The organism is Latilactobacillus sp. (assembly GCF_033176295.1).
Classification (GTDB): Bacteria; Bacillota; Bacilli; order Lactobacillales; family Lactobacillaceae; genus Latilactobacillus; species Latilactobacillus sakei.
The window spans coordinates 218,932-242,687 of record NZ_JAMQEX010000001.1; the positions used below are offsets into that span (position 1 = coordinate 218,932).

At 42.8% G+C, this 23,756-nt stretch carries 21 protein-coding genes and 1 riboswitch; of the genes, 7 read left to right on the forward strand and 14 right to left on the reverse strand.

Annotated elements, in window-relative coordinates; translation table 11 throughout:
* The first annotated feature begins 117 nt into the window (after nucleotides 1-117).
* The 5 genes from pflA to NDN60_RS01115 all read left to right on the forward strand — a co-directional run bounded on the left by pflA (nucleotide 118) and on the right by NDN60_RS01115 (nucleotide 5,302).
* Complete coding sequence (gene pflA, locus NDN60_RS01095; protein WP_011374675.1) at nucleotides 118-927, forward strand: pyruvate formate-lyase-activating protein; 810 nt, start codon at nucleotides 118-120, stop codon at nucleotides 925-927.
* Nucleotides 928-1,056: 129 nt separating this feature from the next.
* The gene (locus NDN60_RS01100; RefSeq protein WP_056947625.1) at nucleotides 1,057-2,022 is read left to right on the forward strand and encodes a LysR family transcriptional regulator; all 966 of its coding nucleotides are present in this window, start codon (nucleotides 1,057-1,059) and stop codon (nucleotides 2,020-2,022) included.
* A 52-nt stretch (nucleotides 2,023-2,074) separates the two neighbouring features.
* The gene (locus tag NDN60_RS01105) at nucleotides 2,075-2,998 is read left to right on the forward strand and encodes a manganese-dependent inorganic pyrophosphatase (protein ID WP_011374673.1); all 924 of its coding nucleotides are present in this window, start codon (nucleotides 2,075-2,077) and stop codon (nucleotides 2,996-2,998) included.
* A 56-nt stretch (nucleotides 2,999-3,054) separates the two neighbouring features.
* Entirely contained in the window at nucleotides 3,055-3,408 is a 354-nt protein-coding gene (locus NDN60_RS01110; protein WP_056947626.1) for a hypothetical protein, read from the forward strand.
* Between the two features lie 100 nt (nucleotides 3,409-3,508).
* Nucleotides 3,509-5,302, forward strand: coding sequence for a heavy metal translocating P-type ATPase (locus tag NDN60_RS01115; protein ID WP_041821096.1), 1,794 nt, complete (start codon nucleotides 3,509-3,511; stop codon nucleotides 5,300-5,302).
* A gap of 39 nt (nucleotides 5,303-5,341) precedes the next feature.
* On the opposite strand, the gene thiT is transcribed toward NDN60_RS01115, so the two are convergent.
* The 6 genes from thiT to trhA form a co-directional block, all read right to left on the reverse strand.
* Nucleotides 5,342-5,944, reverse strand: coding sequence for an energy-coupled thiamine transporter ThiT (gene thiT, locus NDN60_RS01120; RefSeq protein WP_011374670.1), 603 nt, complete (start codon nucleotides 5,942-5,944; stop codon nucleotides 5,342-5,344).
* A gap of 48 nt (nucleotides 5,945-5,992) precedes the next feature.
* Nucleotides 5,993-6,091: riboswitch (TPP riboswitch) on the reverse strand.
* A 66-nt stretch (nucleotides 6,092-6,157) separates the two neighbouring features.
* The gene (gene xerS, locus NDN60_RS01125) at nucleotides 6,158-7,216 is read right to left on the reverse strand and encodes a tyrosine recombinase XerS (protein WP_011374669.1); all 1,059 of its coding nucleotides are present in this window, start codon (nucleotides 7,214-7,216) and stop codon (nucleotides 6,158-6,160) included.
* An 819-nt stretch (nucleotides 7,217-8,035) separates the two neighbouring features.
* Nucleotides 8,036-9,043, reverse strand: a complete 1,008-nt coding sequence (locus NDN60_RS01130; RefSeq protein WP_099947659.1) for an NADP-dependent oxidoreductase — start codon at nucleotides 9,041-9,043, stop codon at nucleotides 8,036-8,038.
* Between the two features lies 1 nt (nucleotide 9,044).
* A complete protein-coding gene (locus NDN60_RS01135) occupies nucleotides 9,045-9,626 on the reverse strand; it encodes a TetR/AcrR family transcriptional regulator (RefSeq protein WP_076632505.1) in 582 nt (193 codons plus the stop codon).
* 127 nt (nucleotides 9,627-9,753) lie between these two features.
* Nucleotides 9,754-10,596, reverse strand: coding sequence for a DegV family protein (locus tag NDN60_RS01140; RefSeq protein WP_061826996.1), 843 nt, complete (start codon nucleotides 10,594-10,596; stop codon nucleotides 9,754-9,756).
* A 28-nt stretch (nucleotides 10,597-10,624) separates the two neighbouring features.
* On the reverse strand, nucleotides 10,625-11,263 hold the full coding sequence (gene trhA, locus NDN60_RS01145; protein ID WP_099947792.1) for a PAQR family membrane homeostasis protein TrhA: 639 nt from the start codon (nucleotides 11,261-11,263) through the stop codon (nucleotides 10,625-10,627).
* A gap of 160 nt (nucleotides 11,264-11,423) precedes the next feature.
* Between trhA and NDN60_RS01150 the strand changes: the two genes are divergently transcribed.
* Nucleotides 11,424-11,924 carry a DUF1836 domain-containing protein gene (locus NDN60_RS01150; protein WP_076632507.1) on the forward strand — a complete coding sequence of 167 codons (501 nt, stop codon included), beginning with the start codon at nucleotides 11,424-11,426 and terminating at the stop codon, nucleotides 11,922-11,924.
* Between the two features lie 83 nt (nucleotides 11,925-12,007).
* Here NDN60_RS01150 and NDN60_RS01155 read toward each other — a convergent pair whose 3' ends face one another.
* The gene (locus tag NDN60_RS01155) at nucleotides 12,008-12,877 is read right to left on the reverse strand and encodes a DegV family protein (RefSeq protein ID WP_099947658.1); all 870 of its coding nucleotides are present in this window, start codon (nucleotides 12,875-12,877) and stop codon (nucleotides 12,008-12,010) included.
* 261 nt (nucleotides 12,878-13,138) lie between these two features.
* Here NDN60_RS01155 and NDN60_RS01160 point away from each other — a divergent pair, with 261 nt between their 5' ends.
* Nucleotides 13,139-14,854: an NFACT RNA binding domain-containing protein gene (locus NDN60_RS01160; protein WP_099713208.1), complete on the forward strand. Its 1,716-nt coding sequence runs from the start codon at nucleotides 13,139-13,141 to the stop codon at nucleotides 14,852-14,854.
* Between the two features lie 150 nt (nucleotides 14,855-15,004).
* Here the strand turns inward: NDN60_RS01160 and pyrE are convergent, their stop codons facing one another.
* The 7 genes from pyrE to NDN60_RS01195 all read right to left on the reverse strand — a co-directional run bounded on the left by pyrE (nucleotide 15,005) and on the right by NDN60_RS01195 (nucleotide 23,753).
* Nucleotides 15,005-15,643 carry an orotate phosphoribosyltransferase gene (gene pyrE / locus NDN60_RS01165; protein WP_076631846.1) on the reverse strand — a complete coding sequence of 213 codons (639 nt, stop codon included), beginning with the start codon at nucleotides 15,641-15,643 and terminating at the stop codon, nucleotides 15,005-15,007.
* Nucleotides 15,640-16,359 carry an orotidine-5'-phosphate decarboxylase gene (pyrF, locus tag NDN60_RS01170; RefSeq protein ID WP_056947637.1) on the reverse strand — a complete coding sequence of 240 codons (720 nt, stop codon included), beginning with the start codon at nucleotides 16,357-16,359 and terminating at the stop codon, nucleotides 15,640-15,642. Before pyrF ends, pyrE begins: the two co-directional genes overlap by 4 nt.
* 3 nt (nucleotides 16,360-16,362) lie before the next feature.
* Complete coding sequence (locus NDN60_RS01175) at nucleotides 16,363-17,286, reverse strand: dihydroorotate dehydrogenase (protein WP_076631847.1); 924 nt, start codon at nucleotides 17,284-17,286, stop codon at nucleotides 16,363-16,365.
* Entirely contained in the window at nucleotides 17,286-18,077 is a 792-nt protein-coding gene (locus tag NDN60_RS01180) for a dihydroorotate dehydrogenase electron transfer subunit (RefSeq protein ID WP_099947657.1), read from the reverse strand. The genes NDN60_RS01175 and NDN60_RS01180 overlap by 1 nt, the downstream gene beginning before the upstream one ends.
* 106 nt (nucleotides 18,078-18,183) lie before the next feature.
* Nucleotides 18,184-21,366 (reverse strand): carbamoyl-phosphate synthase large subunit, encoded by a 3,183-nt coding sequence (carB, locus tag NDN60_RS01185; RefSeq protein WP_056947644.1) that lies wholly within the window; start codon nucleotides 21,364-21,366, stop codon nucleotides 18,184-18,186.
* Between the two features lie 17 nt (nucleotides 21,367-21,383).
* A complete protein-coding gene (locus NDN60_RS01190) occupies nucleotides 21,384-22,460 on the reverse strand; it encodes a carbamoyl phosphate synthase small subunit (protein ID WP_011374656.1) in 1,077 nt (358 codons plus the stop codon).
* 3 nt (nucleotides 22,461-22,463) lie between these two features.
* The gene (locus NDN60_RS01195) at nucleotides 22,464-23,753 is read right to left on the reverse strand and encodes a dihydroorotase (RefSeq protein ID WP_011374655.1); all 1,290 of its coding nucleotides are present in this window, start codon (nucleotides 23,751-23,753) and stop codon (nucleotides 22,464-22,466) included.
* Nucleotides 23,754-23,756 lie beyond the last annotated feature (3 nt).

The window sequence follows — 23,756 nt, forward strand, 5'->3', positions numbered from 1 at the left end:
TCATTTATAAAATAAATGAGGCAGCGGATAGTTAACCCTATCCGCTTTCTTGTAAAGCTGCTAATTTAGACTTAGCAGTTTTGCTAGGAAGAGTGTCTTTTATAAGAGGTGGAAGAAATGGCAATTAACTTTACAACCCGTTTATCAACGGAACCAGCAGAAACAGTCGTACCGGAAACAACAGAAGCCCCAATCGGCTATGTCCATTCAATTGAGTCTTTTGGATCTGTAGATGGTCCTGGCATTCGTTTTGTGGCCTTTTTACAGGGGTGTCGCATGCGGTGTGAATTCTGTCATAATCCCGATACTTGGAATATTGGTAGTGGTGAGCCATATACTGCTGATGAATTAATTGCAAAAGCATTACCTTACAAAGCGTTTTGGGGTAAAGAAGGCGGTATTACCTGTAGTGGTGGTGAATCACTGATTCAAATTGATTTCTTAATTGATCTATTTAAAAAATGCAAAGCACAAGGGATTAATACATGTCTTGATACGTGCGGTCAACCTTTCACATACAAAGAACCATTCTTTAGTAAGTTTAAAGAATTGATGAAGTATACGGATTTATCGATGGTTGATATCAAACATATTGATCCAGAAGGCCATAAGAAGTTAACTGGTTTTTCAAATGAACATATTTTAGAAATGATTGAATATATGTCTAATCACGGCCATCATATGTGGATTCGGCACGTCCTCATTCCAGAACGGACTGATTATGACTGTTACTTAGAACGTCTTGGTGATTATATTAAGACCTTGAATAATGTTGACCGGGTTGAGGTATTGCCTTATCATACAATGGGAATTGTTAAATATGAGAAAATGGGGATTAAGTACCCACTTGAAGGTATCGAACCCCCAACTCATGATCGCGTTGTCAATGCTGAACGGCTGTTGCATACCGCTGATTATTCAAAATAAATGGTATAAAGCGGTAGCATAAGAAATTTTTAAGTGAATAATAAGAAAGGGCGACGAAAAAGGTTGCTCTTTTTTTATTTTTTTATTATTATAATGATAAGGGATAACCCAAAGAAATGAGGATTGAGCATGAAGACGAGACAAGAAAACATATTTTCTTCTAAAACGTTAACTTATTTTTTGCAATTAGCGGAAACAATGAACTATACGCAGGCCGCTCAGCTATTAGGGATTACACAACCTGCATTAACCCAACAAATTAAGAAATTAGAACGCACAGTTGGGGCACCACTTTTTTATTCCGTGGGTAAGAAATTACACATCTCTGATGCTGGCCGGACAATGTTAGATGCGACCCATCAAATCTATGATTTATTAAATACGGCAACGGATGAAATCCAAAGTGCGACTAGCGCTAGCCGCGGTAAAATTAATATCGGAATTTTGGCGTCAATGGAACTTAGTGTTATTCAAAGTTTCTTAATCAAGTATTATCAACAATTTCCTAACATCGAAGTTAGTGTTCACTTATTGACACGTAAGGAGATTTGGGATCGCCTCGAAAATAATAAAATTGATTTGGCTATTATGTACTTGCCAGATGACAGTATCAAAAATTGGAAGCCTTACCGTTCTAAGAAGATTGCGGATGAAAGCCTTGTTTTCTTGAGCAGTAATCCGTTATTGAAAAAACGTAAGAAGATTCATTTTGAAGATACCTTAACTGAAAAATGGGTTACTTATCCCGATGAATACTATCTCAATCAATTCATCAGTGAGGCGTATAAGAATCAAATGGTAGATCGGCCAGTTAGTGCCGCACAATTTACATCACCATTTGAAATCTTACGTTTCGCAGAAGCAACTGGGTTAAGTACCGCATTGCCAAAGAGTTTTTACGATGCCCATAATGTTGGCATTGAATCGAACGCGGTACAATTTGATCCAGCGATTCAATTTGAACTAGCCTTCGTATTCCGTAAAGAAAAGGAAGATATTCCTCGGATTGACAGTTTCTTCCGTGAATTCAATCTTTACCTAGAAGAAAAAGACTATTTAACGCGAATTAAAGAACAAAACCGTAAAATTGTTTAATATTTCTGGTATAATCGATAATGTAATTTTGAAAAGAAGGGTCTGTATAAATATGAGTAAAGAATTAGTTTTTGGTCACCAAAACCCAGATACAGACGCAATTGTTGCGGCAATGGCGTTTGCTTATCTACAACAACAACTTGGCAAGGATGTCGAAGCTGTTGCTTTAGGCGAACCAAATGAAGAAACAAGTTATGCATTACGTCACTTTGCTGCAAGCACACCACGTGTGATTAAAGAAGCTGGTAGTGAAGTACAAAGTGTTATGCTAGTTGACCACAACGAAGCCCAACAAAGTGTTGCTGATATCAAAGATTTAACAGTGACTGATGTTGTCGATCATCATCGGATTGCTAATTTTGAAACAGTGAGCCCATTATTCTACCGTGCGGAACCAGTTGGCTGTACCAGCACGATTCTTTTATCAATGTTCAACGAAAATAAGATTGAAATCCCTGCACAACTAGCTGGTTTAATGATGAGTGCCATCATTTCAGATACATTGTTGATGAAATCACCAACAACAACTGAAAAAGATCGGATTGCTATCAAGACATTAGCAGAAATTGCAGATGTTGATTTTGAATCATATGGTCTTGAAATGTTAAAAGCTGGTACTAACTTAGATGATAAGAGCGAAGCTGAATTAATTGAAGCTGATGCTAAAACATTCGATATGGCTGGTAAAAAAGTTCGTATCGATCAAGTTAACACAGTTGATATCGAAGCGGTCTTCAAACGCCAAGCTGCTTTTGAAGCTGCTATCGAAGCAGACAACAAAGCTAACGGTTACGACTTATTCGTACTTTTGGTTACTGACATCTTAAACAGTAACTCAGAAGCGCTTGTTATCGGCGAACCAGCTGAAGCCTTCGAAAAGGCTTTTGATGTGACCTTAAACAACCATCGTGCGCAATTAGCCGGTGTTGTGTCACGTAAGAAACAAGTTGTCCCACAATTAACAGCAGCATTTTAATAGCAATTAAGAAGATAAAGTCCTGCGGGGCTTTATTTTTTTGTTAGGAGCAACAGATGACTGAGGAAGTAACAAAGGCAATTCAAGTGATTGAAGCGACAATTCGAAATTGTCAAAAGAGCCAGCTAAAATTTGGAGAAGGGTCCGCCCAATTTACTTTATTAAAAAATAGAATTCACGCATTGGAAGTTGGTCGTGATTTATTGAATGGGCGCACAGATATAACTGCTGAAGCATTGGTCAGGGCACAGGCACCGATTGAGTCAATCATCCATAAAACCGAAAAAGCGTTGGCTAACCAAAAAAAGACATCGCCTGTAATTAAGCGGATGACAACATTAATAGCAGCAATGACATCCATTCGGACAGCTATTATGGCACAACTTTCTGTAAATGAGACCCATCAATAATATGATGGGTTTTTTTGTGTCTTTTTTACAGATGATAATAATTCTAATCTGACAATGAACATGTTATAATGTAATGGAATTCACAAGGAGGCCGATAATGATGAAACATACGTTGAAATTAGTGCTCACAATTGTGGTTGGGATTACCGCATTAATATTAGCCTTTTTATGTCAACAACCACTGTGGGCCCAAGTATTAGTTAGTCTAGCTGGGGGGTTAGTCGCGTTATCGATGCTGATTGAGATGATTCGCACTTTAAAATCAGGTCGATATGGTGTTGATTTACTAGCCATTACGGCGATCATTGCAACACTCGCTGTTGGTGAATATTGGGCTGCCTTGATGGTCCTCGTAATGTTAACAGGCGGCGATTCCCTGGAAGATTACGCCGCGCATAAAGCAGGGCGGGAATTAAAATCATTATTGGACAACTCGCCCCAGGACGCGCATTTAATGCGTGGTGACGGACTTGTCGATGTTGCTGTCGACGAACTCCAAGTCAATGATCAAGTTGTTGTGAAGCCAGGAGAACTGGTTCCGGTTGACGGTCATATCATTGAGGGGTCATCGCTGTTTGATGAATCGTCTCTAACCGGTGAATCACGCCCAGTTGAAAGAACAATCAATGAGCCAATTATGTCAGGGTCAGTAAATGGTGAGACATCAATCACGATGGTGGTCGATCAATTAGCTATTAACAGTCAGTATCAAGCAATTGTTAAACTGGTTGAAAGCTCAGCAGCACAACCTGCCCATTTTGTTCGTTTAGCGGATCGCTATGCCGTACCATTTACATTAGTGGCGTATTTGATTGCAGGGGTGGCATGGTGGCTCTCAAAAGACCCTGTGCGCTTTGCCGAGGTCTTGGTGGTCGCGTCGCCATGCCCGTTGATTCTCGCGGCACCGATTGCGCTTATCTCAGGTATGAGTCGTGCCAGCCGGAATGGGATTATCGTCAAAACGGGGACGACAATTGAAAAATTGGCGTTGGCCAAATCAGCTGCTTTTGATAAAACCGGCACGATTACGAATGGCCAATTAACCGTGGATCAAGTTGTACCGATGATTGATATTGAACCATCGGAGTTATGTCGTTTAGCAGCCAGTGCTGAACAAGCTTCGGCCCATATTCTGGCTCGTTCCTTACTACAAGTCGTCCCAGCAGCGCAATTATTAGAAATTATTAGTTTAAAAGAAATGACAGGTGCTGGTGTGACTGCCCAATTAGCATCTGGACAGACGGTTCAAGTCGGTAAATTTGAATTTGTGGCGCCTGACCAAGCTAAACAATCCCAGACACAGACAACTGTCTACATTGGCATTGACGGGCGTTATGCGGGCTATATCACATTTATCGACCATCTTCGCCAGGAAGCGCCTCAAACGATGTCAACGCTCCATCAGCTCGGTTTACAGCGCTTAATGATGCTCACAGGGGATCAGGCGACAACCGCTAAAGAGATTGCGGCTCAAGTTGGCATTGATGAAGTTCACGCTGGGTGTTTGCCTGCCGATAAGATTCGACTCATCAATAATGTCACGCCGGAGCAGCGGCCGATAATCATGGTTGGCGATGGTGTTAACGACGCACCATCCTTAGCGAGTGCCGATGTCGGAATTGCGATGGGTGCTCACGGTGCCACAGCAGCGAGCGAATCCGCAGATGTCGTCATTTTAAAGGATGATTTGAGTCGGGTTAGTGGCGCCATCACGATTGCACGGGATACAATGCGGGTGGCGCGCCAGTCCGTTTTGATTGGGATCTTCATCTGTATCGGATTGATGTTGATTGCCAGTACCGGTGTCGTGCCAGCTTTAATTGGGGCCTTATTCCAAGAAGTTGTCGACACAGTTTCGATTTTATACGCATTACGTGCTAGAAATGACCATTAAAAAAAGAGGTCGCTGAGGGCCTCTTTTTTGTATTGTTAACTATTTTTCAGATTGCACTTTTAAAAACATATCTTTTGGGAGGTATAGTTTCGGAATCATCGCTAATAAAATCCCAAAGACGATACCATTTAAGATGAAGCCGGCAACGAAACTACCGCCATTCACAGTTAATGAATAGAGCCAAGCATTCATTCCTTTAGGCGCGTATGAGCCCCAGTAGATGGCCCCAGCTAAGAAGTGGCAGAAGTATTTGGCGAAAGTACCAATGAAAGCTGCGGACCAAAGGAGCGCAATCGTTTTTACTTTGGTATTTTGTTGGATACTTGCTTGAACTGGTTTTTGTAAAACGCCAGCTAGGCCAACGACCATGAAGGCAATCGTAAATTCAAGTAATCCTTGCCAAACATTGAGAACGCTCCCGTTGCCGAGGCCTCGTAAGACGAGGTCTAAAAGGCCCCAGATTAAACCCGAAACCATCCCAGCCGCGGCGCCGCGACGGAGACTATAGATAATAATGGGGATAATCCCAAAGGAAACCTCAATCGCTGATGGCCCTACAGTATGCGGAATATATTCCAGAGCCATCGCAAATGCCGCGATAATGGCCCCTTCAATTTGAATCAATAACCGTTGATGTTGCATAAAAATAACCCCTTTTCTTGGTTAACCAACACAAAAAAGGAGTTAAAGTCTCAACTCCATCACAATTCCTACGCTTGTCTTAACAAACAGGTTCGAAGGGTCTGATCATCTAATCACTCTCAGCCAATGGCTCCCCTTTGCGATGGTTAATATTTAAATTTTAAGAACGTTTTCAGTATACCGGATACAACAAAGATGTCAAGCAATCAAGCTTCATTCGAGCTTATCCATTGCCGAGCGCTGTTCGTCATCAACCACGTGCGTATACAAATGGGTGGCCTGCGTGGTGGTTTGGCCCAATTGGGTCGCTACGATCGTTTCGCTGTGGGTCGCTGACATCAGATCGGTTGCGAGTGTATGACGGAATTTATGCGGCGTTAGTCGAACGCCAAAAGCTTCAGAGTACTTAGCTACCAGTTTTTCAATGGCATAGTTACTGATTCGCTTCGCTTGACCGCGATACTTTGTGACAAATAAGGCCCGTTCGTTAGCGGCTAAATAGCGTTGTTGCCGGATTTGAACGTAATCTTGCAGATAAGGTAAACCCCAAGGTGCGATCGGCACGGTATCTTGTTGACCGCCTTTGCGAATAACCGTAATTGTTAGTTGTTCAAGGTTTAAATCAGAAACGTTAGCTTGGGCGAGTTCGGAAAGACGAATGCCGGTAGTGAGTGCCAATACGCAAATCGCAATATCTCGTTCACAATTTTGCTTATAAGAAGCGAGTTGGCGATTAGAGAGCGCACTGGGATAGTCGACTTGCATAAAGGTAATGAAGTCGTGTTTTTTATCGCCGGTGAGCAACTTTTGACCGATATGGCGGGAACGAGTGGCCATTGTCTCGGAAGATTTCAGGAGTTTAACTTTTTTCATGACGTTCCGGTAAAAATAAGGTTCGCCATCAGCTTGTTCGGCTTCAATCGTCAGGAAGTACCAGAGCGCATTCAAAGCGTTGATAGAGCGATTAACAGCCTGAAAGGAGAGCTTGTGATTATTTACTTTTCGTTTATTCATTAAAAAGATCTTATAGAGTTCGATATCTTCTAATTTCATCTTATCAAGCGCAACAAGAGGGATATCCTTAGTCGTTTGAACAGTAACGATTTGTTCGTCAATTAACCAGGAGAAGAAGCGGACGTATTCTTGGAGATATTGATAGAGCGTTGCAGAGGAGTATGCATTGGCTTGCCGATTAATATAAAATTTACGGACGTAATCGGGAAGATCCGCCAAGCGTTGTTCACATAGTTCGAGATAACGTTGTTGGTCCATGATTGAAACCACCTTAATAGAGAATTATAGTTATTTTAACAAAAAAGCGGCGAGAATACTACAAGTGTTGTTAAAACCATAATTTTAACAACACTTGTTTGGCGAATTTTAACCACTAACCCGATAAATCTGTTTTCAGACCATCTGCAGCAGCCATTTAAAAACGAATAAAATGCCTGTTTAACGGTCTTTCATTCTATTAAAACGTTGATATAACAGCATTTATAGCATGATTAGGCCAATTTGAGCATCAAATTAGCGTTTTATTGAACTCGGATTATGTTAATGATTATCAATTTGAGCCTCAAAATTATGGATTTTACAGCTGTATAAATCAATCTTGAGTTATTTAATGAATTTCATGTGGTTATTGAGCATTAATGATTAGGCAATGGTTTTAATTTGCGATCAGATCAGTAATTTAGCATTGAGATTTGTTAATCGTAGTTGAATTTTTTTAATGATTGCTACTTTAGGGAAAGTATTTTAAAACGTTGCTAAAAGGATTTGCTAAATTAAAGACTTAAATACAACTTAATAAGTTAAAATCAGCCACTCTTTTAAAATAAATATATACTTCCTATAATATATATTATGTAAACTAGAATATTTTTTTTATTTAATAGGTCCCCCACACCGTCTTTAATCACCGTAATCGATTATTTTTATGTTGAAAACTAGATTAAATTTAATTGAACTGCTTGGTTATTTGAACTAGCTAAAAATGGCACCAAACAGTACTTTAGAATTTAGCACAGGCCATTTAAAAAAAGCCCAGATACTGGTTAAATACCAATAGCTGGGCTTTTTAGATTTACTTTAGTCAGTTAGTCGAATTACAACTTTACCGGCTAATTTACCATTAGCAACTAATTCCAGTGCATCTTGAACGTGATCAAGATCAAAATCGTGTGGATCGATAGCTGGTGTAATGTGATGTTTTTCAACTAATTCAGTGACTTTTTTAAGTTGTTGGCCATCCGAACGCACAAAGATGAAGCGGTAGTCAACTTGAGCTTTACTAGCGAGTTTATCCCACTTCTTACCGACTAAACCAAATAAAAGTCGTTTCCAGGCAGGTAATTGGTGCGTGATAGCAAAATGCTTATTAGGACCTGCCACCAAACTTAATAAACGGCCACCGGGTTTCATAATTGAAAGTTCACGTTCGATATCTTGAGCCCCACGAGTATCGATAACGTAATCGACATCGTTTAATACCTGCCAATAATCGGTTGTCCGGTAATCAAGGTATTGGTCAGCACCTAATTCTAGAATATGCTCACGTGCTGCAGCGTTCCCTGAGACAATGACTGTTAAGCCTAAAGATTTAGCGACTGGCACGGCTAATTGACCAAAACTGCCAGAACCACCAGGAATGAAAATCGTCTTCCCTGCTTCAACAGCTAATTCTTCCGTGAGGCCTTGATAAGCGGTTAAACCGGTCAAGGGGACAGCAACGGCCTCTTTAGCTGATAAATTGGTAGGTGTATACCAGATAGCATTGGTATCGACCGCAACGTATTCTGCAAAATCACCAATCTTAGCAAGTGGTAGACGTGTGTAAACTAGGTCACCCGGTTTAAAAGGCGTTACGTTAGAACCGATAGCGGTAATTTCACCAACGACTTCATTGCCAAGGGTTAATGGCATCGAATAGTCTTGAATCAACTTAACACTGCCGTGAATATTCATTAAATCTAACGGATTGACTGCGGCATAGCTAACTTTGATGAGTACTTCGTTCGCTTGGGGTTTGGGGGTGGCAATTTCCTTCACGGTCACATTGAGATCTTTACTATATTTTGTAATTTGAGCTGCTTTCATTTTAAAGTGCCTCTTTCCATGGGAGTATTTGAAGTGTTTGGTGTGCTGTTACGATTAGCGCCTCTGAATCTGGATTTACTTTAGCCATGACACGAATGCCAACCAATGCATTTTGAAGCGTTGCGGCTAATAGCTCGCTCTTAATAGGAGGCTGCAACTCAGCTTGCCCTTCAATCAGTAATCGCTGCAGCATTGCTTGTTCCTGCTGTAAATAGCGTTTAATAAGTTGTTGGATATCTTCTTCTAACGTTGATAACGCGGTTGCCGTATTAACGACTAAACAGCCGTCTGGTTGTTGTGCCGGATGGTTAATGAACGCCTCAAAAATGGCTGTCAAACGACTACTAAGGTCGCTATGCTCATTGATGATTTGATTAAATGTCGCGGTGATTTGATCGTGATAATGCGCTAAGACTGCGATAAATAGCTGGTGCTTATCACCAAACGTATCATAAATACTACGGCGATGGATGCCCATTTCGTCGACTAGGTTTTGCATCGACGTTTGTTCATATCCCTGGCGCCAAAAAACGAGCATTGCTTTGTCTAAGACGGCTGTTGTTTCAAATTCTTTCGTGCGCATCTGATAATCTCCTCTTATTAGAACGTTCATTCTATTATAGAGGATGACTCTGAATAACGCAACTAGATTTTGCACAATTTTAAACGCAAAAAAAGAACGTCTCATGAAGACGTTCTCTTTGGTGATACTATTTCGTAAGGTAAAAAATCCCGAAGGCCCCCAGACCAACGTGACTCATAATAACGGGACTCGTTAAAGCGACTGTATAAGGGACGTGGGGCTGGGTTTGTTCTAGCGTTGCTTGGATTTTGGCGGATAGTTCGTCAGTGATGCCGACGTGTGAAATGCCAATTTCAGCAACATCTTGAGTGGCCAAGTGTTCGCGAATATTATTGATTTCTTTGGTGAAGGCCTTTAGCCCCCGTCCCTTAGCAATCACTTCTAATTCCGTATCTGTTAAGCGGACAATCACCTTGAGTTTAATCAGTTTTGTTAAGAGCCCCGCCATCCGGCTGATACGTCCGCCGCGTTGGAGTGCATCTAGTGAGTCTAAAAAGACGTAGGTTTCTGTCTTGCTACGAATCTCATCGAGATGGGCAATGATTTCAGTGAGTGTCTTCCCCGCTTCAACATCTTGAGCGGCTGCGACAACTTGATAAGCAAGCCCGCGATCAATTTCTTTACTATCAATGACGTGGACATCACTTGTTGATTGTTGGGCCGCTGTATGCGCCCCTTCGATAGTCCCGCTGAGTAACCCTGTGCAGTGGATTGATAAGATCGTACTGCCATCAGCCCCCAATTGGTCATATAGTTCAACGAAACTGCCGACTGTTGGTTGACTCGTTGTTGGAAACTCAGTCGTTGCATTTTGCAAGCGGCTTAAAAATTCAGCACGGGTAATCGTTTGACCGTCAACGAAGGATTCAGCACCTTGTTGAATCGTTAAAGGCACAATATGGATATCATAACGTTCTTGTTCTGCTGTAGTTAATTGAATTGATGAATCGGTTACTATTTTAATTGTCATGTGAGTTGTACTCCTTTAAGTCAATAATTTAGATGTTCAGATAAATTGAAAAGAACATTAATGTCGTTCCAAGCATTACGAAAAAGTGCCAAATCAAATGTAAACCAGGAATTTTAGGAAAACTGTAGATCAAGGCGCCAACTGTGAAGACGATACCACCACTGACGAGTAACCAAAAACCTGAGGGTGATAAGTTAGTGTATAACGTCTTGCCCGCCAATAAGCATAACCAGCCCATAATAACGTAAATGCTGGTTTCTAGACGTTGGTAGCGACCGTGGCTAAAAATATGTGTTAAAATGCCCGCAATTGCAAGTGTCCAAATTGCAATCAATAGACTAATGCCCGCCGTATGCCCGATAAAAATCAAACAGTATGGTGTATAGGTACCAGCGATTAACAAGAAAATGTTACTATGGTCAAATATCTGGAAAATCCGTTTGGCTTTAGTAAAGGCTAAACAGTGGAATAACGTTGATGCGAGATACAGCGCTAGTAATGTGGCACCGTAAACGATTAGACTAGCAATCGCAACTGGGGATAGCGATTTTTGAACACTCTTGACAATCAGGAGGATTACCAATGCTAGGCTACCGAAGAAGCCCACACCGTGTGTAATGGCATTCCAAACTTCGTAGATAATTTGTTGTCGTTTATTAGTCATCATATGCAAATGATCGCCTCTTTTTTCTCTATTTGTCGAGTATTATAGATTGATATAGAATATAAGTCAACTAAAAATAGAATTGTATTCTACGTACGTGACAAATGATTAATGCTATGGCATAATAAAAGAACAAACAAGTCGGTCGTTAAGGAGTATCGAAATGCAATCTCAAGAATTTAAGCAGTGGCTTAGTGACTTTCAAGCTCTGCGCCTGCCGCAATGGGGAGATTTTCCGGATCTAGAGTTATATATGGATCAAGTGATTAATGAAGTCAATAAGCAACTAGAGCCACTCTTGCACGTTAAGATTACGAAAACGATGATTAACAGTTACGTTAAGATGGCCATTATTGAACGGCCAATTAAGAAACGCTACAACCGCGATCATCTAGCTGAATTGATTATTGTCAGCATTATGAAGCTTGTTTTTCCGCTAGACGTCTGTAAAAAAGGCATTCAACAAGCCTTAGATAATACTAGTACCGGTGAAGCTTATGACCAATTTGTGGCCCTTTTTAACGATGAAATGGCCAATATTAATGCGCCTGCCAGCGTCAATGAATTTGACCTCAGCGAATCGTCGTTGGCTATTGTGCAAAAAGTAGCTGTTAAATCTGTTATTTATAAACTCATTGGCACAAAATTAGTCGAAATTGGCTAACCGCTTACATGATTATATAACTAAAAAATGGTTTACAGCAAACTTAATTGCTGTAAACCATTTTTTTAAAGCATTATTTAATGTTATTCTTTCGTAAAATCCTTAATCCAAGCTAAGGCAATTGCCTTTTCACCTAAGTGGGCACCGATAACTGGGCCAAAATAGCTGATATCAATCGGTAAATCAGGATGTTTTTCACGGAGCTTGTCACGCCATGATAGTGCTGCCGCTTCATCGTTGGCATGAATAATTAATGCCCGTAATGGGTAGTCAACACGTTCTTGTGTTTCTTCGAAGATTTGTTCAGCGCGGGCGTATGCCTTCTTCAATGAACGCACCTTCTCAAAAGCTGTAATCTTGTTGGTTTCGTCATCAAATGTTAATAATGGCTTAATTTTTAACATGCTACCGATAAAGGCAGAGGCATTTGATAGACGGCCACCACGGACTAAGTTTTGTAAGTCGTTGACGATGAAGCATTCATCAATTGTGCTTCTTAAGTCATCAAGACGGGCCGTAATTTGTTCAACAGTGACTTCTGGATCGCGCGCCATTCTGGCTGCTTCCATTGCTAGATAGCCCATTAACATCACGGTAATCCCAGAGTCGTAAGGCACGACTTGGACATTATCGATGGTGCTGGCCGCATTTTTCAAAGTTGTCACAAATCCGGAGATCGTGCTGGCAAGGTGGATACTGATGACGGCATCGTAGCCTTCATTACCTAGATCTTCGTATAATTTTAACATCTCGCCTAGTGGAGGCTGTGAGGTGCTTGGAAATGTTTCGGCTGTTTTTAATTTTTGATAGAACTCTTCAGATGTAATGTCGACGCCTTCATCGTACACTTGTCCATCGAGAATCACTGGGATCGGAACAACGTAGAGATGATGGTCTTTCACTTGCTGTTCTGTGAGATAAGCAGTACTATCAGTGACTACAGCAATTTTCATGTTGACACCTACTTTTTTATTATTCGGTAATAACTATATCATAAATGACGGGCTAATTCCCCTATTAATCGCTTTTTTCAAAAAGTTGTATAGGCCCTCTCCCTTTAGTTTATCGTTATAACGGCGATGATAACGGTTTAGCTAATTATGTAAATTTTAAACACCTGCAGTTAGTTAGCAGATACGTTAATTTCTTTGAGGTTCTGTGCCAAAACAGTTACAATAAGTAAGATAATTCTATTATAGAAAGTGTGACCAATAATGACCTTTGACGGTTTAATGACTCACGCCGTTGTCAACGAGCTCAATACAACGCTTGCCGACGGTAAAATTACTAAAATCCAACAGCCTTATGCCAATGAGGTAATCTTAACCATCCGGGCTAATCGTAAGACATACCCCCTTTTGTTATCTGCACACCCTTCTTATGCACGAGTGCAAGTAACGCGGGTGCCTTATACGAACCCTGCAACGCCACCAAATTTTGCGATGACGCTTCGTAAATATTTAGACGGTGCTATTTTAGAACAGATTGAACAAGTTGAAAGTGACCGAATTTTGCGTCTAACCTTTAAATCCCGTAACGAATTGGGCGACATGCAGAAGCTATGTTTGATTGTCGAATTAATGGGTCGGCATAGTAATGTCATCTTGATTAACCTTGAAACTCAAAAAATCCTGGATTTAATCCGCCATGTCGGGGTTTCACAAAACCGGTTCCGCTTTTTAATGCCGGGTGCTGATTACGTTAATCCACCAGAACCAACTGGTCTAAATGCCTTTACGATCGATCTAGGAACTCTTGATTGGTTAAGTTACTATAATGAGGATGCCGATGAACAAATTCACTGGCTACAACAACAATTCCAAGGCATGAGCCGCGAAAGCGCCCTTGAATTGCAAACCCGTTTAATGGACCACGATAACTATTTAGCAGTCGTGACTGATTTCTTCAAGCAATTTGACCAAGCACAACCAACGTTAACAATTGGTGAAAAGAAATCATGGTTTACCGCCTTCCCTTATCAGAGCCTAACAGGGACGCAGAGCCATTTTGAAACGCTGAGTGAACTGTTAGACCAATACTATCTTCATAAGGCTCAGCGCGACCGTGTGCAGCAACAAGGTGGGGCCCTCATTCACTTCATTCGTAATGAGATTCAAAAGGATGAAAAGAAACTTAAAAAACTACAAAAAACGCTTAAAGCAGCTGATAGTGCCGACGATTATCGGATCAAAGGTGAAATTTTAACCACCTACTTACGCCAAGTTGAACGTGGCATGACCGAAGTGACACTCCCTAATTTTTACGATAACAATGAACCTATTAAAATCACGTTATCCAATCAAATTAGTCCTTCTAAAAATGCGCAGAAGTACTTCTCGAAATATCAAAAACTAAGAAACTCGATTGCTTATGTGAATGACCAAATGGCTAAGACAGAAGCTGAATTACAATATTTCTACACCATTATGGCCCAAATTGAGATCGCTGAACCTAAGGATTTGGAAGATATCAAGGCCGAATTACAGGCTGAAGGCTATCTTAAGATTAAGAAAACAGGCGCTAAGAAACAAAAACGCTATAAGATTAGTGAACCAGAAGTTTTCTATGCGACAGATGGCACGCGAATCTTTGTTGGGAAGAATAACTATCAAAATGATCAGTTGACCTTGAAAAAAGCGCATAAAACCGATATCTGGTTGCATGTTAAGAATATTCCGGGTTCCCATGTGATTATTGATAGTCCGACACCGTCTGAACAAACGATTCAAGAAGCCGGTAACTTAGCGGCTTACTTCTCGAAGGCCCGCTTATCAGCCGCTGTACCAGTTGATTACATTCAAGTTAAGAAAATTAAGAAACCAAACGGTGCCAGACCCGGTTTTGTCATTTACGAAGGACAACAAACCCTCTATACAACACCGGACGAAGCACTCGTTCAGCAGTTACGTAATAAACCAGTGCAAGCCTAATTAAAAAGCGTTCCGCCAAATTAAATTTTGACGGAACGCTTTTTTGTTGGTTTAGGCATATGACTTCCGCCACTTTCTAAATGTGTTCTATTAGTCATCCTATTCAGGGTTAATCCTCAAAGCATACCCGACTGGTGTCACGCTCTTTTTTTAATGTGCGTCTGACCATGCTTGTGGATCTTGGCGCCATTCATTTAAGGATGTCGCTTGTTCTGGTGTCAGATTATCGGCAGCTTGTTCAACGGCTAATAATGCTGAAAAGTTAGAAAGGGTCATCAGTGGGAAACCGGCTTGTTCGAAGTTCTTGCGACCAGCAGCTAATTCGTATGAGAAAATCCCGAAAACGCCTAGGATTTCAGCCCCTTCTTTTTGAGCAGCTTGAGCAGCTTGGAGCACGCTACCGCCAGTTGAAATTAAATCATCAATTAAGACCATTTTTTGACCGGCTGTAAAAGGCCCTTCGATTTGACGCCCTTGACCGTGGTCCTTTGGTTTAGAGCGAATATAGACCATGGGTAGATTGAGTTCAGCTGCAATCCAGGCAGCATGTGGAATCCCAGCGGTTGCGGTGCCACCAATGACTTCAACTTCTGGGAATTGCGCTTTGATGGCAGCGGCTAATTGACTGGCAATTAGCTTGCGGACCTGAGGATAACCAATTGTAAGTCGGTTGTCACAGTAAATGGGGCTTTTGAGGCCACTCGCCCAGGTAAAGGGTTGATTTGGGCTTAGGCTCACTGCTTTGATATCGATTAAGGCTTGTGCGACTTGTTCGGCAATTGTTGTCATTTGAAAGACTCCCATTCTGATTTGATAGCTTGGTAAGCTTGATAAGGATCACTGGCCTGCGTAATTGGGCGTCCAACAACGATGCCGTTACTATGCATCTGAGCAGCTTCAAGTGGTGTGACTGCTCGTTTTTGGTCGTTATTTTGGCTCGTTGCGGGACGAATACCCGGTGTGACGCAGAGAAAATCTGTAGCCGTCTTGCTTTTAATAGTGGTAATCTCTTGTGCAGAACAGATCACTCCGTCACAGTCGGATTGTTGCGCGAGTTGTGCGTAATGTGCTACTGACTCAGGCAGGCTGACAGAAACGAGTTGTTCCTGCTGCATTTGGGCCTCATTGGTTGATGTTAATTGCGTGATGGCTAATAACTTGGCGGGTTTGACATTGGCTTGTTTAGCACCCGCTTTTAACCCAGCGGCGCCGGCTTGCAGCATTGTTTGTCCGCCTGCTGCGTGAATCGTTGTGTAATCGACGCCTAATTGGCCGATGACGGTCATTGCGCTCTGAACCGTATTGGGAATATCGTAGAGCTTTAAATCGAGGAAGATCCGATAGCCGCGTGCTTTGAGCGTTTTAATAAGCTGCGGCCCTTCTTGATAAAAAAGTTCCATGCCGATTTTTACGAATAGCGCTTCATCTTTGGGGAATTGTTGGAGAAATTGGTCTGTTTTTTGCCAATTGGGAAAGTCTAGCGCGATAATTACGGGATTTGTCATTAATTATAGAACCTCCTGGTTAACGGCGAACGTTTTAAAGTCATGTAAATCGTACTTAGCAAGTTCATCAGGGAGCGCCTTGATGATATTGGGACAAGCAAATGGTTCACTGAAATTAGCCGTGCCAACAGCAATCGCGTTAGCACCAGCTGCCATCAGTTCGAGTGCATCCCCCGCTGTTGCAACCCCACCCATCCCAATAATCGGGAGGTTGGAAATTGAACGCACTTGATGAACTAGGCGGATTGCGACTGGCTTGATGGCTGGGCCTGAGAGGCCTCCAGTTTGATCAGCGAGGATTGGTTGCCGGGTCTTTGGATCAATGCGCATCCCAACTAAGGTATTGATTAGTGAGAAGCCAGCTGCCCCCGCTGCTTCGACTGCCTTAGCTATCGGTCGAATGTCGGTGACGTTTGGTGAGAGTTTGACGTAGACGGGGACCTGGCTAACTGCAACACAGGCTTTCGTTAAAGTCGCGGCGGCCTCTGGTGAAGTTCCGAACTCTAAGCCGCCGTGTGCGACATTGGGGCAAGAGATGTTTAATTCAATCACATGAACGTTCGGTGCTTGGCTAATCCGTTCACAGACAGCGACATAGTCTGCTTCTGTATTCCCCGCAACGTTGGCGATAATTGGCAGGTCTGGGTAACGTTCTGCTAACCAAGGTAGCTTTTCAGTCATAATGGCTTCAATCCCTGGGTTTTGTAAGCCGATTGCGTTTAACATCCCACTAGGTGTTTCTGCCACTCTTGGTGTGGCATTCCCTAAGCGGGGTTCTTTGGTCGCGGCTTTAATGATAATTGCGCCGAGTAAATTAAGATCATAATAACGGCCGTACTCTTGGCCAAATCCAAAACAACCTGATGCTGGCATAATGGGGTTCTTCAGTTCTAAGCCGGGTAAAGACACGTGTAAATCGCTAGTCATTAGAGTAACACCTCGTTTGTTTTAAAGACTGGTCCATCATCGCATATTTTTAGCTGGATTGTTGGATCGACTTTTAGTTTCGTGACGCAGGCGTAACAAGCACCAATTCCGCAGGCCATTCGCTCTTCTAATGAGATATAAGCGTTTGGATGTTCGCTGAAGCGATTATCGACAGCCATTAACAAGCCTTTAGGCCCACAGGCATAGATTGCGTCGTAGGTTGTGGCGGCATCTGCAAATTGCGCGTCGAGTAATAAGCCGACGTGACCTTTGTAACCGTAAGAGCCATCATTAGTTGCATAGGCGGTTGGCCCTAGTTTTTCAAACTCTGCTTGATAAAAGATAGCCTCTTGATTGGCAAAGCCAAAAACGTGTTGGACTTGAACGCCTTTAGCGACTAATTGTCTGGATAATTCGTGTAACGGTGGAATGCCGGTTCCCCCACCGATGATTAAAGCTTTTTGCTGAGGCTTAAGTTGATCAATTGGATAGCCGTGTCCGCCTAATGGACCTAAGACGGATAATTCAGTTCCCTGTGAACACTCACTGAGAATTTGGGTCCCTTCGCCAACCGTCCGATAAAGTAAGGTAATGGTGTTATGTGCGGCATCGACATTGGCAATCCCAAATGGGCGTCTCAACAGGAGCGCATCGCTAGGAATTTTAACATCGACGAATTGTCCGGGTTGCACCTTTTCTTGGGCTAAGTCACCTGATAAACGGAGTTCGAAAATACCAGGCGCAATTTCAGTTTGGTTTTGAATCGTTAACAGCCATTCTAGTGGCAACATAAGCGTGACTCCTTTGAATTTTTATGTAATAAAAGCGCCAAGAGACCAAGGCGGTCCTTGGCGCTTTTATAATGCTCAGAATATAACCAGTTTGAACGCACTTCCTTTATAGTGGTTTTGTAAGGAGTGATTGTGATTCTAGGACCGTTAAGATGGCATCCGTCGTGTCGAGCGATGTTAATAATGGAATGCCATGTTCAATAGCGGTTTGGCGAATGACAATACTATCTTTAGCCACTTGGGGTGCTTCGTTTAAACCGGTTGTATTGATGACCAGTTGGATATGGCCGGCCTTAATCTTGTCGAGTAAGTCGCCTGAAGTGGCGTTGATCTTGTCGACTTGTTGGACTGGGATGCCCGCCGCTTTAAATTGTTGTGTTGTTCCCGGGGTCGCGATGATTTGGTAACCAACCTCTCTAAAGCGTTTTGCTAAAGCAAGTGCTTGGGCCTTATCTTGGTTCGTGACTGTCATTAAGACGTTTCCGTGACTGGGCAGATGCATGCCACTAGCTTCAAAGGCTTTATAAAGTGCTTTTTGCATCGTGACATCTGTCCCCATCACTTCACCGGTTGATTTCATTTCAGGTCCTAAGAGACTATCAACACGGGTTAGTTTTGAGAATGAGAAGACTGGTGCTTTCACGTGGATGAGTGGGCCTGCTGGTAACAAACCTGTTGGACTCTTCAATTCAGCTAAGGTGCTGCCTAAAATTAATTGGGTCGCGAGTTGTGCCATTGGAATTTGAGTAACTTTACTTAAGAATGGCACTGTCCGGCTAGCACGAGGGTTGACTTCGATGACGTAAACTTCGTCATTTTGAATGATGAATTGGATATTCAACAAACCATGACAATCAAGTGCGAGACAAAGTTTAGTGGTGTAGTCGATAATTGCTGCTTTTTGATCTTCTGTGAGGTTTTGTGGTGGATAAACGGCCATTGAATCGCCTGAATGGACGCCGGCCCGTTCGATATGTTCCATGATACCTGGAATTAAGACCTCTTGACCGTCACAGATAGCATCGACTTCACATTCTTTCCCCATTAAGTAACGATCGATTAAGACTGGGTGTTCGTCTGAGACCTTAACGGCTTCTTGCATATAGTGGGTTAAGTCTTCTGGGGTATGCACAATTTCCATTGCCCGGCCACCTAAGACGAAACTAGGCCGAATTAAGACGGGATAACCAATCTCTGTTGCAATCGTTAACGCATCGGGTGCGTTGGTTGCTGTTTTACCGACAGGTTGGGGAATATTCAATTCTTGAATTAATTGGTCGAATAAATCACGGTCTTCAGCGCGGTCTAAGTTGGCAACGCTCGTCCCTAAGATCTTAACGCCGTTTTCTTCAAGTGGTGCGGCCAAGTTAATCGCTGTTTGACCCCCGAATTGAACGATAACGCCTTCTGGTTTTTCTAGTTCAACGACGTTTAAAACATCTTCGAGTGTTAATGGTTCAAAGTAAAGCTTGTCGGAGATTGAAAAATCGGTAGAAACAGTTTCTGGATTACTATTCATGATGATTGCTTCGTAACCGGCCTTTTGAATGGCTTGTACACAGTGGACGGTTGCGTAATCGAATTCAACCCCTTGACCGATCCGAATGGGGCCAGAACCGATAACTAAGATTGATGGTTTAGCGGAAACTAAACTTTCATTTTCTTGTTCGTAGGTTGCGTAGTAATAAGGGGTTTGTGATTCAAACTCGGCAGCACAAGTATCGACCATCTTATAAACGGGTTGAATACCACTTTCTTGGCGCATTTGGCGTACTTGAATTGGCGTGATTTGCCATGTTTTGGCAATCTTTTCGTCTGAAAAGCCGTTTTTCTTAACAATTTCGAGTAATTCGACGTCGCCTTTTTGACTACGGAGTTGTTCTTCTAGTTCAACGATGTGGCTGATTTTATCTAAGAAGAATAAATCGATCTTCGTTAATTCGGCTAATTCCTGAATGAGATACCCGCGACGTAATGCTTCTGCGAGGTAGAAAAGACGGTCGTCTTGCGGATGAATAATCCGTTGGACCAGATCGTTGTCGCTGACGCTGGTTAAACCATCTAATTCAAGGTGGGCTGTGCCGATTTCAAGTGAGCGAACGGCTTTTAGGAGTGATTCTTCGATGTTCCGGCCAATCGCCATAACTTCGCCAGTCGCTTTCATTTGAGTGCCTAATTGGCGGTCACCCTTATTGAACTTATCAAAAGGCCAGCGGGGAATCTTGGCAACAACGTAATCCAACATCGGTTCGAATTGCGCGTAAGTAGTCCCGGTAATTGGGTTATAGATTTCGTCGAGTGTTAGACCAACCGCAATTTTAGCGGCCATCTTAGCAATTGGATAACCTGTTGCTTTTGAGGCTAAAGCTGATGAGCGACTAACCCGAGGGTTAACTTCAATGATGAAGTAGCGCTCGCTGTTAGGATCGAGGGCTAATTGAACGTTACAGCCCCCCTCAATCTTCAAGGCCCGGATAATTTTTAATGAAGCATCCCGAAGCATTTGTACTTCGCGGTCACTTAATGTTTGAACTGGGGCAAAGACGATTGAATCACCGGTATGGATACCGACTGGATCGAAGTTTTCCATATTGCAGACGACTAAGGCGTTGTCGTTGCGATCACGCATCACTTCAAATTCGATTTCTTTGTAACCAGCAATACTTTGTTCAACAAGGACTTGACCAACTGGGGATAATGCAATCCCGTTTTTGACGATTGTTTTGAGTTGGCCTGCATTTTCGGCAATCCCACCGCCTGTCCCACCAAGTGTGAAGGCAGGGCGAATAATTACGGGGAAGCCATTTTGTTTTACAAATTCTTGTGCATCATCTAATGAGTGCGCAATGGCTGATTCAGGAATGGGTTCATTGAGTTGGTTCATCAAGTTCTTGAATAACTCCCGATCTTCAGCTTGATCGATGGCGCTTAATTTTGTCCCGAGTAATTCGATATTGAGTTCAGCAAGAATCCCACAATTAGCGAGTTCTAAGGCCATGTTTAAACCTGTTTGACCCCCAAGTGTTGGTAAGATCGCATCTGGTAGTTCTTTTCTTAAAATTTGTGTCACAAAATCAAGTGTGATTGGTTCGATATAAACCGTGTCAGCAACTGTTTTATCAGTCATAATCGTCGCAGGGTTTGAGTTGATGAGCACCACTTGGTACCCTTCTTCTTTAAGTGCAAGACAGGCTTGGGTTCCTGAGTAATCAAATTCGGCAGCTTGACCAATCACGATTGGACCGGAGCCAATGACTAAAATTTTACGAATATCGGTTCTTTTTGGCATCACTAAATCCCCTTTTTCTATTTTTGGCGGCGATTAAAATCATCAATCATGTCGATGAATTCATCAAATAGGTGGACAGCATCGTGTGGACCAGGTGCTGCGTCTGGATGGAACTGAACGGAAAATGCTGGGTACTGACGATGACGGAGTCCTTCGACAGTGTGGTCGTTAATTTCAACGTGAGTCACTAATAGTTGTTGTGGGTCGATTGAGTCTGCGTCAACAGCGAAACCGTGATTTTGTGACGTGAAATCAATCCGGTTAGTGGCAATTTCGCGAACGGGATGGTTAAAGCCGCGGTGACCAAACTTCATTTTGTATGTTTTAGCACCGTTAGCGAGTGCGAACAATTGATGGCCAAGACAAATCCCGAAGATTGGTAGCTTGCCTTGAATGCCCCGAATCATTTCGATTGCTTCTGGAACATCTTCTGGATCCCCAGGGCCATTGGTTAGCATGACGCCGTCCGGATCGAGGCTGAGAATTTCTTCAGCGGTGGCATTATAAGGTAGGACGGTTAAATTACAGTTGCGTTTTGATAATTCGCGTAAAATACTGTGCTTCAATCCGAAGTCGATAACCACGATATTGCGACCGGTCGCAGGACTAGGATATGGTTTAGCCGTTGATACTTGTTGGACTTGATTTTTAGGTAATACCAAAGCTTTTAATTGATCAAAAGCATGATCGTCGGCGGCATCCACGATGCTGGCCTTCATAGTACCTTTATCCCGTAAGCGACGCGTTAAGGCGCGGGTATCAATGCCCCAAATACCGGGAATTTTCTTTTGTTTTAAGAAGTCGTCAAGGCTCATGTTCATTCGCCAGTTATTAGCTAAGCGTGGGACTTCATGAACGACCACCCCTTTACAGGTAGGTTTGATTGATTCAAAATCATCGCGGTTAACACCGTAATTGCCGATTAATGGGTATGTAAAAGCAATAATTTGGCCGTTGTAGGATTGATCCGTAATGGTTTCTTGATAACCACTCATACCGGTATTAAAGACAATTTCACCGGTTGAGATTGTAGGTGCACCGAAGCCAAAACCGCTAAAGACGGTGCCGTCTTCTAAGATGAGATAACGTTTCATAAGCTATTTACTCCTTTGATAAGCAACTTGACCGGCAACTAAGGTCAATTCTGTACCGCCAAGTACCGTTTCACCGATGAATGGCGTGTTGTGACCCTTAGATTGAAAGTCGGTTGCTTGAATAGTAGTGGGTTGTGTCAGGTTAAAAACAGCGATATCGGCTTGGTCGCCAACGCGTAGTTGACCGGCTGCTGGTAGATTGAAAACCTGTGCCGGAACGGTCGTCATTTTAGCTAATAATTGGGCTAAGCTAAAGGGCCCATTAACGACCAGGTGTGTATAGAGTAAACTGAAGGCTGTTTCACTCCCTACTATACCAAATGGTGCTTGTAATAACGACTGACTTTTCTCAGCCGCGGTATGTGGTGCGTGATCAGTCGCAATCACGTCGATTGTACCGTCCATCAGACCTGCCCAGAGGCTTTGACGATCTGCTAACGTTCTGAGGGGGGGATTCATTTTTAACATGGTATCGTCACTAATGATTGAACGATCGTCGAGTAAAAGATGATGTGGTGTGACTTCGCAAGTGATATTAACACCATCTGCTTTAGCGCGGCGGACAAGCGCCACTGTTTCTTTAGTTGAAATGTGGCAGATATGATAGTGAACGCCGGTTGCACGAGCAAGTTCGATATCACGTGCGACTTGGGCGGATTCGCTCACACTAGGAATGCCAGGAACGTTTAACCGTTTAGCCGCGGCACCGTCGTGAATGACACCTCCGTTGACTAATGAGATGTCTTCAACGTGCGCGACGATTGGCGCATCAATTGCTGCTGCTTGTTGCATGGCGAGGTACATTGTTTGGGCATCTTGCACACCGTGACCGTCATTGGTAAAACCGGCGGCGCCTGCTGCTTTGAAAGCCGGCATATCAACTAGGTCATTATTGACTAAATCGCCGGTGATTGGTGCAAATTGATACGTATGGACGCTTGTTTCCGTTTGGTTACGGGCAACTAATGTTTTGAAATCGGATAGATTATCGGGCACTGGGTTGAGGTTCGGCATTGCAATGACACTCGTATAACCCCCGTGAGCCGCAGCCTGACTACCTGTTTGGAGGGTTTCTTTATCGGTGAAACCTGGATCTCTGAAATGAACATGTCCATCAATTAACCCGGCACTCACGAGCGCCCCTTGTGCATCAAAAATGGTTTCGGTTGGCTCGTCAGTTGGTGTAATTTGCGCTTCAATCGCAGTGATCCGTCCTTTTTCATCAATCGCGATGTCTCTTTTGACGAGTTGATCGTCAATTAATAGTTGACCATTTTGGATAAGTCGATACATACT